Origin of the sequence: Chelativorans sp. M5D2P16 (assembly GCF_034427935.1) — a bacterium.
Taxonomy (GTDB): Bacteria; Pseudomonadota; Alphaproteobacteria; order Rhizobiales; family Rhizobiaceae; genus Chelativorans.
Genome location: NZ_JAXQNM010000008.1, coordinates 115,771 through 129,638 on the forward strand (window position 1 = coordinate 115,771; position 13,868 = coordinate 129,638).

The following is a 13,868-nucleotide window of genomic DNA, read 5'->3' on the forward strand; positions in this document are numbered from 1 at the left end:
CCGGGGAGTGGTGCGGACGGCGGGGATCGAACCCGCACGGGCTAGCCCGAGGGATTTTAAGTCCCTTGCGTCTACCAGTTCCGCCACGTCCGCGCACCTTTCTATTCAATCGCTTAGCCAGTTTCGTCAATCATCGATTTGCGATTTTCCTTCGCATTTTGCAAAACGGTGTTCTTGGCCCGTCCCGAAAGGGTCTGATCTGATCACCTTTGTCTGGTTCTCCACGTGACGTGGAATGGGCGCCTGTTCTGGCGAAAGCACCTGGCGAGGCGAGCGAGGTCGATGCGCGGCAGCACCGCCAGCGTGGTTACATCGTCGATGGACCGCATGTTACCCTCCAGCATGGAAGGCAACCGTAAAGGGAGGGCGAAATGCCAGGTTCGATCTTCTATCTCGACAAGTCGGAGATCCGAGAGGGGAAGCTTCAAGAGGTCAAAGCGGCCATCGCCGATCTTGTCGCGTTCCTGGATTCCAATGTACCGCGCGCGGTCAGCTACGGCATTTACCTCGATGAAGGCGGCACTCAGATGACCGTCGTTCAAATCCATCCGGACTCGGCATCACTGGAGCACCACATGAAGGTGGGGGCTCCGGAGTTCGCCAAGTTCAAGGATCTCGTGAAGCTCCAGACGATCGAGGTCTATGGCGAGCCGAGCAGGGAGCTGCTGGGCCGATTGACCGAAAAGGCTCGGATGCTGGGTGGCGACGCCATTGCTGTGAATGGGCTGGAAGCTGGCTTCGAACGGTTTCGCCTGGCTTCGTAGCCCCCGTGGGCGCTGATGAACGCCAGTCCTCGTTGATTTGCCCTGATCACCCGCCGACGGTTGCCGCCCTTGTCGATAAGGCCAGAGGGACTCGCGATCGCCCCGGGCTCGCTTCCCGCATTGTCCGCGGATTTCACTGGCATCGATCGAGCGGGTTTGCCACACTACCGGCGAGGGAGACACATTGATGGCGAGTTCCACCGTGAGTAAGAAAACCAGGCCGTGGAACGCGGTCGCGCCGCTCCTGGTCGATGTCGCCATGGGCCGCAAGGCGGCCGATCTCGTGGTGCGCAACGGGCGCTGGGTGAACGTTCACTCGGGCGAGGTGATCCCCGGCACCGACGTCGCCATCGCCGCCGGCCGCTTCGCCTATTGCGGGCCGGACGCCAGCTACGCGATCGGCGACAGGACGAAGGTGGTGGATGCGCGCGGCCGCTACCTCGTGCCGGGGCTGTGCGACGCGCACATGCACGTGGAAAGCGGCATGGTGACGGTGACGGAGTTCTGCCGTGCAGTCATTCCGCACGGCACGACGTCGATGTTCATCGATCCGCACGAGATCGCCAACGTGCTGGGGCTGCAGGGCGTGCGGCTGATGCACGACGAGGCGGCCGCGCAGGCGATCAACGTCTACGTGCAGATGCCCTCCTGCGTACCGTCCGCGCCCGGGCTGGAACATGCCGGCGCGGAACTCGGCGCCGAGGAGGTGGCGGAGGCCATGGGCTGGGACAATATCGTCGGGCTCGGCGAGGTGATGAACTTTCCCGGCGTAGCGGCCAACAACCCGGTGATGAGCGGCGAGATCGCCGCCACGATGAGGACGGGAAAAACGGTAGGTGGCCACTATGCCTCCCCCGATCTCGGGCGCGCTTTTCACGGCTATGTGGCCGGCGGGCCGGAGGACGACCACGAGGGCACGCGGATGGAGGACGCCGTTGCCCGCGTGCGCCAGGGGATGAAGGCGATGCTGCGGCTCGGCTCCGCCTGGTATGACGTGGCCAGCCAGATCAAGGCGGTGACGGAGCAGGGGTTGGACCCGCGCAACTTCATCCTGTGCACGGATGATAGCCATTCCGGCACGCTGGTTGAGGAGGGCCACATGGATCGCGTCGTGCGCCATGCCATCGCCCAGGGGCTCAAGCCCGTGACAGCGATTCAGATGGCGACGATCAATACGGCCCAGCATTTCAGGCTGGATCGCGAACTCGGTTCCATCGCGCCGGGGAGGCTGGCGGACTTCCTCATTGTCTCCGACCTTGCCGCACTTTCCATCGACGAGGTCTATGCCCGGGGCGTTCGGCTTGCCCGGGGCGGCAAGCTGGAAGCCGACATTCCCGCCTACAACTATCCCGCCAATGCCAAGAAGACGGTGCGCCTCGGCAAGCGCCTGACCGCCGCGGATTTCGACATTCCCGCGCCGAAAGGCGCGCGCAGTGTCAGGGCGCGGGTCATCGGCGTGGTGGAAAACCAGGCCCCCACGCGGGCGCTCACCGGGGAACTCCCCGTCGTGAACGGCTTGGTGGCCATGGACCGGCGCAACGATATCTGCCAGATCGCCCTGGTGGAGCGCCATCGCGGCACGGGGGCGGTCACCAACGGCTTCGTCTCCGGTTTCGGCTATACCCAGGACTGCGCCATGGCCTCCACCGTGGCGCACGATTCGCACCACATGATCGTGGTCGGCACCAACAAGAACGATATGGCCAAAGCCGCCAACCGACTCGGCCAGGTCGGCGGCGGCGTCGTAATGATCTCGAAGGGCAGGGAACTGGCCTTGATAGAGATGCCCATCGCCGGACTGATGTCGGACCAGCGCGCCGAGGTGGTGGCCGAGAAGGCCGCGAAACTGGCCGCCGCCATGCGCGAGATGGGCTGCACGCTCAACAACGCCTACATGCAGCACTCGCTGCTCGCGCTCGTGGTCATTCCCGAACTGCGCATCTCGGACATGGGGATCATCGATGTGACCGCCTTCCGCCGGGTCGACCTCCTGTTGCCGTCCTGAGGGCTGAGGTGCGTGACCTCGAGCTGAGGTATACGCGCTTCAGATCACGATTGGCTGCTACTGCCCGACGGCGATGTTGATGACCTCGAACGGTGTGGTGATGATCAGGTCGGCGGCCGATCCGATCGTCTGGCCGATGCCGCGCGTAAGACCTTCCAGGCGCTGGGCAATCCTGTCTTCCGTCACAGGCGTATCGTCGGAATCGACTAGGCCTTCGCCCAGCAGGCGCACAAGCACTGGGTTCTCCGCGAACTTCGTGTGGTTGAGGCCGTCCGGGGAGGAAAGGCTCGTGACGTCGAGCACGGTTACACCGAGTTCTGCGACCTCTTCCGGCTGGATTCCGCTGCCCAGGCGCGGCGCGTTTCCGGCGATGATGCGTGACACGTTGAGCGCCCGGTCGTCGCGCGAGGTCAGGACGAAGAAGTTGCGGTCCGGCACTCCGTAGCGGCGCATCTGGCTCTGGAAGACGTCCAAATCGATGTCGGGAGAGGCGAGCACCACGTCGGCCAGCCGGCCGCCAAGGTCCCTGTCGCCGGAAATTGCAAGCTGGCGCAGCACCTCCATCGTCAACCAGGCGCCCATGGAATGGGCAACGATATCGATACGTTTCACCCCAGAGCCGGCAATCAGGTGCAGCGTTTTCTCCAGCGCATCGCGTGCGGCGGTCGCGCTGTTCTGGTCGTAGATATAGTTGAGCACCCGCGCCGACGACGGCCAGGTAAACAGGACCGGCACGCCCCCGTAGCCTGAATCGTGCACGATCTGGGTCATCCGGTACACCGCTTCGTCGAAGCTGGTGTTGAAGCCGTGAACGAAAACCAGCGCCCTGCCGTCCCGCTCCCGGGCGCTTCGGCCGATGACCGTGCGGAAAGTTTCCGCATCGCGGTAAAGCCCGAGGCGCCTGGCCGCGAAATAACGGGCCGGGTCGGCCACATGGGTAGTCGGCGAACGTTCGAGCTTGCCCGACTCGTGGACCTCCGGCACGCTGACATCGACAAGGCCGAAGGCGATCTCCGGTGCGCGCTGACCGGAAAAGATGACACCCGGCTCCGATGCGGGCTCGCGCGACGTCGCGAGAAAGATCCGGTGCAGCGCGGAGATTTCACTTTGCGAGGCGGGCGCGATGGTTTGTGCAATGAGTCGGTGCTGCTCGGTCGATGCGCAGCCAGCGACGAGGAATGCAAGGCACAGGATCGACAGCCGCAAAGACGGTGAGTTCACGAACATTTCCGAATGCTCAGCAAGGAGATGAGTTTGCGCGGGACCATACAACCTAAAGCAGCGTTTCACCACCCGGCAGATCTATTGGCTACCGCCCCCAGAAAATCGGCGTGAAGATCACCAGAACGGCGAGGATCTCGAGGCGGCCGAGAAGCATCGCCAGTGCCATGATCAACTTCGCCGGATCGGTGAGCGAGGCGAAATTGCCCGCCGGACCGACGACCGGCCCGAGGCCGGGGCCGACGTTGGTCAGCGCCGACAGCGCGGTGCTGACGGCAGAGACGAGATCGAGGCCCGTTGCTCCAAGGAGCAGGATGACAAAAGCCCAGATGACGAAGAAGGCGGAAATATAAAGGACGACAGCGCGCTGCAACTCGTCCTCCACGGGCCGGTCGCCGTAGCGCACGCTCAAAACGGTGTTCGGATAGACAAGCCGGCGCAGGCCGTTGGCCAGCAGCTCGAACAGGATGAGGAAGCGGTAGGCCTTGATCCCGCCCGTGGTCGAGCCCGAGCAGCCGCCGAGGAACATGGCGACGAAGGCCGCGGTCAGCGCGAAGGCGCCCCAGGCGCCGTAGTCCTCGGTGGCGTAGCCTGTTGTGGTGATGATCGAGACGAAGTTGAAGGCGGCGTGGGTGAGCGCGTCGACAAAGGAGCGGTCGCCGGTGATACGCAGATAGACGGCGACGGCGAGCACGAAAACCAGCGTATAACCCGCGAAGACACGGATCTGTGGATCGCGCAGCGCATCGAGCCGCCCGCGCACGGAAAAGAGGATCAGGATCGAGAAGGGCAGGGCGCCGATGAACATGAAGATCGTGCCCACCCACAGGATGGCGGGATTGTCGGCGTAAGCCCCCATTGAGGCGTCATGGGTGGAGAAGCCGGCGGTGGCGAGCGTCGTCATGGCATGGTTCACGGCATCGAAAGTGGGCATGCCCGCCGCCGCGTAGGCAACGCCGCACACGAAGGTCAAAAGCACGTAGATGCTGACGAGGCCGGTGGCGAAGGTGGAGAAGCGGTCGAAGGGCTTGTCGGCGATATCCGAGGATTCGATCTTGAAATAAGACACGCCGCCGACGTTCAGGAACGGCAGCACGAACAGGCCGAGGGCGATCACCCCGAGGCCGCCGATCCATTGCAGGATGGACCGCCAAAGAAGCAGGCCGGGCGGCATGCCGTCCAACCCCACGAGGACCGTCGCCCCTGTGGCCGTTGCAGCCGACACGGATTCGAAGAAGGAATCGACTAGGTCGATATCGACGGAAGAAGCGAAGAGAGGGATCGCCCCCACCACGCAGGCCGTAAACCAGAGCAGATTGACGACCAGAAAACCGAATCGCGAGGAAATGACCGGCGCGCGTCCCTGTGTCGCCATGGCGACGGCAAGCGACAGACCGCCGGTGAAGAAAGCCGAGAATGCGAAGACGCGCCAGTCGTCGTTTCCGTAATAAAGGTCGACCATCGCCGGGACGAGCATGGCAACCGAGAGATAGATGGCAAAGACGGAGGCGATGTGGATGGCGGTGCGGGCAGCCGAATATTGCACGGGCGAGCGAACCTCGTCTCAGTCTTTGGCACGTTGGCGGGTCCGGCGGAGAGTGGCCTTGCCGCCCGTGATATGCAATAGCAGCACGATGATCGCCGAAGCCACCGAAAAGGAACGGCAGGACAGTCCGCGTTGCCGGAAGGGGGAAGGATGACCGCATTCGCCGAGCGGGTCGGACAGGCGTGTGAAGCGTTGCGGGCGCTCTTTCCCGAAACGCCCCTGCAGGAAAACGACTACCTGTCTAAGAAGACCGGCGCGCGCGTTCTCCTGAAGCGCGAAGACCTGACCCCGGTCCGCTCCTATAAGATCCGCGGTGCCTTCAATTTCATGCGCAAGGCGATCGCCGCCGGTGTCGGGCCGGACGGCTTTGTTTGCGCCTCGGCCGGGAACCATGCCCAGGGTTTCGCCTTCGTCTGCCGTCATTTCGGCCGCAAGGGCGTGGTCTTCATGCCGGTGACCACGCCGCAGCAGAAGATCGACAAGACGCGGCTGTTCGGCGGCGATTTCATCGAGGTGCGGCTGGTCGGCGATTTCTTCGACGAGTGCTATCATGCTGCCGAAGGCTTCGCCGCCGCCAGCGCCGCACTCATGGTGCCGCCCTTCGACCATCCCGACATCATCGAAGGGCAGGCCACGGTCGCGCACGAACTCGCCGACCAGATCGGTGCGCGGATGGAGGCTGCGCGGGTGCTTTTGCCGGTCGGTGGCGGCGGGCTCGCGGCGGGCGTGACGACCTTCCTTTCCGACAGCGGCTGTGCGCCCGAGTTCGTCTTCGCCGAGCCCGTCGGCGCGCCCAGCCTCGCGCGCAGCCTGTCGGCGGGAAAGCGCGTGAAGCTCGACCAGGTAGACAACTTCGTCGACGGTGCGGCGGTGGCGGAAATCGGGCGCGAGCCGTTCAAGCGTTTGAAGAACTTTTCCGCGCAACAGGTTCGGTTGATTCCTGAAAACCGACTCTGTGCCACCATGATCGAGATGCTCAATGTGGAAGGCGTGGTGCTGGAGCCTGCCGGCGCGCTCGCGCTCGATGCGTTGAAGGATTTTCCCAAGAAGGACTTGAAGGGCCGCACCATCGTCGTGATCGTGTCGGGCGGCAACTTCGATTTCGAGCGTCTGCCCGACGTCAAGGAGCGCGCGTTGCGTTTCGAGGGGCTGAAGAAATACTTCATCTTCCGCTTTCCGCAGCGCCCCGGTGCGCTGCGCGACTTCCTGGACCTTCTCGGCCCGGACGACGACATTACGCGGTTCGAATATCTGAAGAAATCCGCGCGCAATTTCGGTTCGGTGCTGATCGGGCTGGAAACCAAGGACCCGCGCAACTTCAAGGTGCTTGGCCGGCGCTTCGATGCGGCGGGCTGGGCCTATCAGGATATCACCGACGACGAGACCATCGCGAGTCTTCTGATATGACCCCCTACATCGTGCTGTTTCGTGGCGTGGGAGGAGCCACGCAGCTTCCGGTGAAGCAGCTTCGGGCCGTGCTCACGGAGGCGGGCTTTTCCGGGGTGGCAACCTACATCAACAGCGGCAACGCGGTGCTTGCATCGCCGTTGGCGGAAAGCGCGGTGGCCGAGACGGTCGCCGCCCTCGTGAAAGAGAAGATGGGCTTCGATAAGGCTGTTCTGGTGCGCAGCGCCGCCGATTGGGCCGAGGCCATCGCCAAGAACCCGTTTGTGGCGGCGGTGGACGAGCCGACGAAGCTGCACCTCCTCGCTCTCGAGCGGCAACCGGAAGCGCGGAACGTCGAGGCGCTCCAGGCCAAGGCGACGGGAAGCGAGCGGTTCGCCGTCAAGGGCAGGACACTTTATCTGCACACGCCCGACGGAATGGGTCGATCGCTGTTTGCGCCGAAGATCGAGCCGACGCTGAAGGTGGCGGGAACGGCGCGCAATTGGCGGACCGTGCTGGCGCTGGCCAGGATGGCGGACAATCTTTAGCGCACGGCGAGAAAATATTCGTTTGCTATTTGCCGTCCGGCAGGCCATATGAGCCATCATAGGCGCATGGGCCGGCTCGTCCGGCTTTCTCTCGAGACAGGTTGCGTCTGATCCTCCCTTCGTTCCCACGGTTCGGCAGGCGGGACAAGACCCGGGATCCATTGTTCCGGGCGCGACAGCGCAGCCGTGTGGAGCGTCTCTCCGCCGCCTTGTCGTTCATTGAAACAGTAATCGGGCAGGTTGCGCCCTGCCGCGATTGATCGCGCGCGCCGGTTCGGCGCCGCAGAAGAAAGAAGACAATATTGACCACGGATAACAAAGCGGATCGCAACGATTTCGCACAACTCGGGATTTCGGGCACGCTCTTGAATACGGCGGCCGCCGCCGGCATGTCCACACCCACGCCCATCCAGGAAAAGGCGATTCCCGCCTTTCTCGAAGGCCGCGACATCCTGGGCGTGGCCCAGACGGGCTCCGGCAAGACGGCCGCCTTTTCGCTGCCGATCCTGTCGAAGATCATCGGGCTCGGCGCCAAGCGGCGCCCGCGTACGGCACGCGCGCTCATCCTCGTGCCGACGCGCGAACTCGCGGTCCAGATCGATACGGTTGTGCGCGCGCTGGCCAAGGGCGCGCATGTCTCGACGGCGTTGGTCCTTGGCGGCGTATCGCGCCGCAGCCAGGTCAAGCGCATGGCCCCCGGCGTCGACGTGCTGATCGCCACACCCGGCCGGCTGACCGACCTTGTGCGCGAGGGCGAGGTGGTGCTTTCCGACACCACATGGCTCGTGCTCGACGAGGCCGACCGCATGCTCGACATGGGTTTCATCAACGATGTCCGGCGCATCGCCAAGGCGACGCATCCGGCGCGCCAGACCGCGCTTTTCTCGGCCACCATGCCGAAGGAGATCGAGGCGCTGGCCGGGAGCCTGCTGCGCCAGCCTTTGTGCATCGAGATCGCACGCCAGGGCACGACGGCCGCCGAGATCCGCCAGAGCGTGGTCATGGCGCGCACCAAACAGAAGCGCAAGGTGCTCGCCGACATGCTGGCCGACGAGATGATGCGCCAGGTGATCGTCTTCGCCCGCACCAAGCACGGCGCCGACCGCGTAACGCGCGATCTGACGCGCGACGGCTTCCCGGCCGCGGTGATCCACGGCAACAAATCGCAGAATGCACGCCAGCGCGCGCTGGACGAGTTCCGCAACGGCAAGGCCCGCATCCTGGTGGCCACCGACATCGCCGCGCGCGGGATCGACGTGCCCGGCATCAGCCACGTCGTGAATTTCGATCTGCCGGACGAAGCCGAAAGCTACGTCCACCGCATCGGTCGTACCGGCCGCAACGGCGCCGACGGCGAGGCGATCACGCTGTGCGATCCCGGCGAGGCAGCCAAGCTCAGGCAGGTCGAGCGCATCATCCGCATGCGCCTTTCCGTGGCGCGCGACGTCACGGGCGAGCCGGATTCCGCGCTCCGCGACCGCAGTGCTGCGCCTGCACGCCAGGAGTGGGCGGAAGGCAAGTCGCGCGCCGGCACGGGCGAGGGCGCAGGTGCCGCCAAGTCGGACGACAGGCGGGCGGCAAAGCCCGTGCAGGCGAAACGCAATCGCCGCAGGCCGAGAAGCCGTGCCGTCCGCTTCGGCGCGAAGGCAGCGTAAAGCTATCCCGAGGCGGCCGTTCTGCGGCCGCCCTCTTGGCACCTGTCCCGGAGTGCCTGGCACAATTGCCTGTTCCCGCCCCCGCGCTAGACCACCTGCCGTCCTGCGGAGGGTGCGATCCTAATCGAGCGCGGGACTGGCGTTTGCGGCGCAAAGCCGCGGGCGGCAACGGGCAGGAGGCTGATCGATGGCAGGCATTGCCGCCCTGGCGGCGGCATACGTTCTCTCGCAGTTCTATCGCACGTCTCTCGCCGTTCTCACACCGGCGCTGACGGCGGAACTCGGCGCCACCAAGGCGCAGTTGTCGGCCGCTTCGGGCGTCTGGTTCGTCGTCTTCGCGCTGATGCAGTTCGCCGTTGGCGTTTGGCTCGACCGCTACGGACCGAAGCGCACCGCCAGCCTGATGCTGGCATTGTGCGCCGGCGGCGGCTCCGTGCTTCTGGCCCTGGCCGTCGCGCCGTGGATGGTGATCGCCGCCATGGCCCTGATCGGCATGGGCTGCGCGCCCATCCTCATGGCCTCGGTCTTCATTTTCGCCAAGACCTTCTCGCCGGCTCGTCTGGCGGTGCTCACCTCCTGGCTGATGGCCGTCGGCATGCTGGGCAATGTCCTCGGCACCTCGCCGCTCGCGGCTGCCGCCGAGGCGTTCGGGTGGCGCAACGTGATGCTCGGAATCGGTGCGGCGACCCTTCTGGTCGCTGCGGCGATCCGGGCTTTCGTGCGTGATCCGGCGATCGAGCAGGTGAGCGTAGGTTCTGCGGGGCTCAAGGGCTATCTGGAGCTTTTGCGGCTGCGCGCCCTGTGGCCGATCTTTCCGCTGGTCGCGCTCTGTACCGCCGCTGCTGCCGGAATACGCGGGCTGTGGGCCGGGCCTTTCCTGGCCGACGTCTATGGCGCCGAGGCGCTGCTCATCGGCAACGTCACCCTGTTCATGGCGCTCGCCATGGTGGCGGGCGCCTTTGTCTATGGGCCGCTCGACACGATCTTCGGGACGCGCAAGTGGATTGCCTTCGGTGGCGCTGTCATGAGCGTCGTCGGTCTTGTCTGGCTGGCCACATATCCGCAGGCCGGGATCACGCCAACAACCGTGGCGATGGTCGTCGTCGGGCTGGCCGGCGGCAGCTATGGCCTGCTGATCGCCCATGGCCGCGCCTTTTTTCCTGCGCATCTGACCGGACGGGGCGTAACGCTTCTCAATTTCTTTTCCATCGGCGGCACCGGGGTCATGCAATTGCTGGCGGGCGCTGTCGTCACGGCGGCGACGGTGCCTAGCGAGCCGGCCGCTGCCTATCAAGTTCTTTTCGCTTCCTATGCGATCGCCATGACGAGTGCTGCGCTCGTTTATCTCCTCTCGCGTGACGCACGTCCCGAACGCGCCTCGGTCCGTCTGGCGGAGCGGTAGACCGGCGGAAAAACTGTCTTTCGCGGCTTCACAGCGGGCGAACCATATGCCAGCCCCCGCCGCCACGGCGCAAAAATGCGCCTTGCCAGGCTAGGCGGCGGTTTCTAGTTTCCTCACATACAGTTGAGGAACTTCCATGCAGCCATCGGTCATCGAAACCATCGGCAACACGCCGCTCATCCGCCTTCGACGCGCTTCTGAGGAAACCGGCTGCGCGATCTACGGCAAGGCGGAATTCATGAACCCCGGCCAGTCGGTCAAGGATCGGGCGGGCCTTTTCATCATCCGCGACGCGGAGAGGAAGGGGCTCCTGCGACCCGGCGGCGTGATCGTCGAGGGCACGGCCGGCAATACCGGCATAGGCCTGACCCTGGTCGCAAAGGCGCTCGGCTACCGCACGATCATCGTCATCCCCGAAACCCAGAGCCAGGAGAAGAAGGATGCCCTGCGCGTTCTCGGTGCGGAGCTGATCGAGGTCCCGGCGGTGCCTTACCGGAACCCCAACAATTACGTGAAGCTTTCCGGACGACTGGCCGAACAGCTTGCCCGCACCGAGCCGAACGGCGCCATATGGGCCAACCAGTTCGACAACGTCGCCAACCGCGACGGCCACATCGCCACGACGGCCGAGGAGATCTGGCGCCAGACCGACGGCAAGGTGGACGGCTTCGTCTCCGCCGTCGGCACCGGCGGCACGCTCGCCGGCGTGGGCGAGGGGCTGAAGGCGAAGAACCCGGACATCAAGATCGCGCTCGCCGATCCGATGGGCGCCGCACTCTACAGCTACTACACCACCGGCGAACTGAAATCGGAGGGAAGCTCGATCACGGAAGGTATCGGCCAGGGGCGCGTGACGGCGAACCTCGACGGCTTCCGGCCGGATTTCTCCTACCAGATCACGGACGCCGAGGCACTGCCGATCGTCTTCGCCCTGGTGCAGGAGGAAGGCCTCTGCCTCGGCGGCTCGACCGGTATCAACATCGCCGGCGCCATCCGCCTCGCCAGGGATATGGGACCCGGGCATACCATTGTCACCGTGCTCGCCGATTACGGCACGCGCTATCAGTCGAAGCTCTTTAACCCGGCCTTCCTGCGCGAAAAAGATCTGCCGGTGCCGGACTGGATGGAAAAGCAGCCCGATATTGCCGTCCCCTTCGAGGAAGTGCCGGCAAGCTAGCCGGATGCCGGCAGCGTCGGCAGATCGTTGCAATCCGATGGCGGTGTGGCGCCCTCGAGGCGATCGGCGATCCAGCCAGCGGCGCTCGCGCCGGCCTGTTTGACGACGCCGAGATGGTCCGCACCGTTTTGCAGAATGAAACTGAGGGGAGTGCCGGCGCGACAGGCGGCACGGGCGTAACCGAGCGTTACAGCCGGCTGAACAACCGGGTCCGCCGTTCCCTGCGCGAGGAGAACCGGTGCGCCGGTCAGGCCCGGTGTCGGGGAATTGCGGGTAAGAAGGGACTTCCAAGGCGCGACTTCCGTCAAATCGGTCTGCAGGAAGTCGCGGTCGATACCGCGTTCCCGTTCCGCTACCACGAACCCCTGGAGCTTGCCTTCGAGGCAGTCCTTCGCAAGCCGATCCATGGCTGAGATCGCGGCCTCGTCCATCAATCCGGAGAGCGGAGCGTCGTAGATGCGGTTCCAGGACCATATGGCGTAGGCCGTCAGCACCTTGCCCGCCTTCATGGAGATGTCGTCCTTGAAGAGTGCCACGAGGTCGGTTGCAGGCGCCGCCGCAGCGACGCCGGAGAGTTTCAGGTCCGGTGCATAGTCCGCCGCCAGCTGCCCGGCGAACAGGGCCGCGTGGCCGCCTTGCGAATGACCCCACACGGCAAATTCGTTCGCCGCGTTTACATCGGGCAACTGTATTGCCGCACGGACGGAATCGAGCACGGCGCGCCCTTCGCTCAGACCGACGAGGTAGGGGTGTGTGCCGGCGGTTCCGAGGCCCGGATAGTCCGTGGCGGCAATAATGTAGCCGCGCTGCAGGAAACTCTCGAGTTGCGGGACGGTGCCGAAGAAGCTTGCGCCGAGGGACGGGGCGCAACGGTCGGCGACGCCCGTCGTCGGATGTGCCCAGGCGACGACCTTCCGCGGTTCTTCGGCCGCCTCGCCGGGCGCCACGATTACGCCGGAAACGGCAATCGGCTCGCCGCTCAGGCCGGTTGAGCGGTAGAGCACGCGCCAGGCGCGGGCCCCCTTCGGTGCGCCATAGAGGGGTTCGGCGCGGATGATTTCCCCGGGTGAACCGGCCAGGTCGGTTTCGGCCTGATAAAAGGCTCCGGGGGCACGCGGCTCGATCGAACAGCCGGTCATTACGAGAGCAGCCGCAAGACAGACCCCGATCCGTAGCTTCTCGAAATGGTGCATCATGGCTCCCCCTCCTTGGGACCAATCAGAACAGCGCGCCATGCCTCAGACATTCTGCCACAGCTTGCACGGGAATTGAAAACACCCCGCTTCCAAAGTGTGTCCGGTGGCAGTAGGGTTTCGGCGCGATCCGCATTCGCCGAAGTGCAGGGAGCCTGTTGTGGAACAGTTGTCACGGACAGAAGCGCTTTTTCGGGATGAGCCTTATCTGAAGTCGGCCGAGGCGGCGGTTCTCGGCACCAACGACCGGGGCGGCATCATTCTCGACCGCACCGTCTTCTACGCCACCTCCGGAGGTCAGCCGGGCGATACCGGCGTGCTGACGCGCGCCGACGGAACGGCGGTCACGATCGCCGCGACGGTGACGGGGCGCACCAAGGACGAGATCATCCATGTGCCCGCCGCCGGCGCGGCCTTGCCCGAGGCTGGCGAAAGGGTGCTGCTGGAGATCGACTGGGAGCGCCGCCACCGGCTGATGCGCATGCACACGGCCTGTCATCTTCTGAGCGCCATCTGTCCCTTCCCGATCACGGGCGCGTCCGTCGGCGAGGAAGATTCGCGGATCGATTTCGATCTTCCAGAGACCGGCTTCACCAAGGAAAGCGTCACGGAGAATCTGATGGAACTCGTGGACGCGGACCATCCGGTCTTCACGCGCTGGATCAGCGAGGCGGAACTGGCAACCAATCCGGGGCTCGTGAAATCGAAGAACGTGCGCCCGCCTTCGGGCGCCGGTCGCATCCGCCTCGTCTGCATCGGCGAAGATGCTTCCATCGACAGCCAGCCCTGCGGCGGCACGCATGTGGCGCGTACGGGCGAGATCGGTGCGATCCATATCGGCAAGATCGAAAAGAAGGGCCGTGAAAACCGCCGCTTCCGCATCCGTTTCGGCCCGCTGCCGGCCGGCTGAGGAGCCCTCGCTGCCCTTGTCGTTTGCAGCGGCTTCCTATGTTTTGCCGAGGACGGCCTTC

The 13,868-nt window shown here is 64.8% G+C and carries 11 protein-coding genes and 1 tRNA gene; 8 read left to right on the forward strand and 4 right to left on the reverse strand.

The genetic code is table 11. The features are described from left to right. Positions 1–8: 8 nt before the first annotated feature. A tRNA-Leu gene (locus SIN08_RS03505) sits at positions 9–93 on the reverse strand. Positions 94–371: 278 nt separating this feature from the next. Here SIN08_RS03505 and SIN08_RS03510 point away from each other — a divergent pair. Both SIN08_RS03510 and ade read left to right on the forward strand, forming a co-directional pair. Further along, positions 372–764 (forward strand): hypothetical protein, encoded by a 393-nt coding sequence (locus SIN08_RS03510; RefSeq protein WP_322450136.1) that lies wholly within the window; start codon positions 372–374, stop codon positions 762–764. A gap of 259 nt (positions 765–1,023) precedes the next feature. Next, on the forward strand, positions 1,024–2,769 hold the full coding sequence (gene ade, locus SIN08_RS03515; protein ID WP_416208017.1) for an adenine deaminase: 1,746 nt from the start codon (positions 1,024–1,026) through the stop codon (positions 2,767–2,769). A gap of 57 nt (positions 2,770–2,826) precedes the next feature. Here the strand turns inward: ade and SIN08_RS03520 are convergent, their stop codons facing one another. Then, complete coding sequence (locus tag SIN08_RS03520) at positions 2,827–3,996, reverse strand: alpha/beta hydrolase (protein WP_322450138.1); 1,170 nt, start codon at positions 3,994–3,996, stop codon at positions 2,827–2,829. Between the two features lie 82 nt (positions 3,997–4,078). Next, a complete protein-coding gene (locus SIN08_RS03525) occupies positions 4,079–5,536 on the reverse strand; it encodes a TrkH family potassium uptake protein (protein WP_322450139.1) in 1,458 nt (485 codons plus the stop codon). A 150-nt stretch (positions 5,537–5,686) separates the two neighbouring features. Here SIN08_RS03525 and ilvA point away from each other — a divergent pair, with 150 nt between their 5' ends. From ilvA to SIN08_RS03550, 5 genes are all read left to right on the forward strand, one after another. Beyond that, complete coding sequence (gene ilvA, locus SIN08_RS03530; RefSeq protein WP_322450140.1) at positions 5,687–6,943, forward strand: threonine ammonia-lyase IlvA; 1,257 nt, start codon at positions 5,687–5,689, stop codon at positions 6,941–6,943. Then, positions 6,940–7,470 (forward strand): DUF1697 domain-containing protein, encoded by a 531-nt coding sequence (locus SIN08_RS03535; protein WP_322450141.1) that lies wholly within the window; start codon positions 6,940–6,942, stop codon positions 7,468–7,470. The genes ilvA and SIN08_RS03535 overlap by 4 nt, the downstream gene beginning before the upstream one ends. 302 nt (positions 7,471–7,772) lie before the next feature. Further along, positions 7,773–9,125, forward strand: a complete 1,353-nt coding sequence (locus tag SIN08_RS03540; RefSeq protein WP_322450142.1) for a DEAD/DEAH box helicase — start codon at positions 7,773–7,775, stop codon at positions 9,123–9,125. Positions 9,126–9,312: 187 nt separating this feature from the next. Next, a complete protein-coding gene (locus tag SIN08_RS03545) occupies positions 9,313–10,527 on the forward strand; it encodes an MFS transporter (RefSeq protein ID WP_322450143.1) in 1,215 nt (404 codons plus the stop codon). A 136-nt stretch (positions 10,528–10,663) separates the two neighbouring features. After that, positions 10,664–11,704 carry a cysteine synthase A gene (locus SIN08_RS03550; protein ID WP_322450144.1) on the forward strand — a complete coding sequence of 347 codons (1,041 nt, stop codon included), beginning with the start codon at positions 10,664–10,666 and terminating at the stop codon, positions 11,702–11,704. Here SIN08_RS03550 and SIN08_RS03555 read toward each other — a convergent pair. Beyond that, the gene (locus SIN08_RS03555) at positions 11,701–12,900 is read right to left on the reverse strand and encodes an alpha/beta fold hydrolase (RefSeq protein WP_322450146.1); all 1,200 of its coding nucleotides are present in this window, start codon (positions 12,898–12,900) and stop codon (positions 11,701–11,703) included. The genes SIN08_RS03550 and SIN08_RS03555 overlap by 4 nt on opposite strands. A gap of 157 nt (positions 12,901–13,057) precedes the next feature. On the opposite strand from SIN08_RS03555, the gene SIN08_RS03560 reads away from it, so the two are divergent. Further along, entirely contained in the window at positions 13,058–13,807 is a 750-nt protein-coding gene (locus SIN08_RS03560; RefSeq protein ID WP_322450148.1) for an alanyl-tRNA editing protein, read from the forward strand. The last annotated feature ends 61 nt before the right edge of the window (positions 13,808–13,868 follow it).

Excerpts from the sequence above, each read along its gene's own strand:
- SIN08_RS03510 (WP_322450136.1), top strand. The coding sequence starts at position 372 with ATGCCAGGTTCGATCTTCTATCTCGACAAGTCGGAGATCCGAGAGGGG.
- ade (WP_416208017.1), top strand. The coding sequence starts at position 1,024 with ATGGGCCGCAAGGCGGCCGATCTCGTGGTGCGCAACGGGCGCTGGGTG.
- SIN08_RS03520 (WP_322450138.1), bottom strand. The coding sequence starts at position 3,996 with ATGTTCGTGAACTCACCGTCTTTGCGGCTGTCGATCCTGTGCCTTGCA.
- ilvA (WP_322450140.1), top strand. The coding sequence starts at position 5,687 with ATGACCGCATTCGCCGAGCGGGTCGGACAGGCGTGTGAAGCGTTGCGG.
- SIN08_RS03535 (WP_322450141.1), top strand. The coding sequence starts at position 6,940 with ATGACCCCCTACATCGTGCTGTTTCGTGGCGTGGGAGGAGCCACGCAG.
- SIN08_RS03545 (WP_322450143.1), top strand. The coding sequence starts at position 9,313 with ATGGCAGGCATTGCCGCCCTGGCGGCGGCATACGTTCTCTCGCAGTTC.
- SIN08_RS03550 (WP_322450144.1), top strand. The coding sequence starts at position 10,664 with ATGCAGCCATCGGTCATCGAAACCATCGGCAACACGCCGCTCATCCGC.
- SIN08_RS03555 (WP_322450146.1), bottom strand. The coding sequence starts at position 12,900 with ATGATGCACCATTTCGAGAAGCTACGGATCGGGGTCTGTCTTGCGGCT.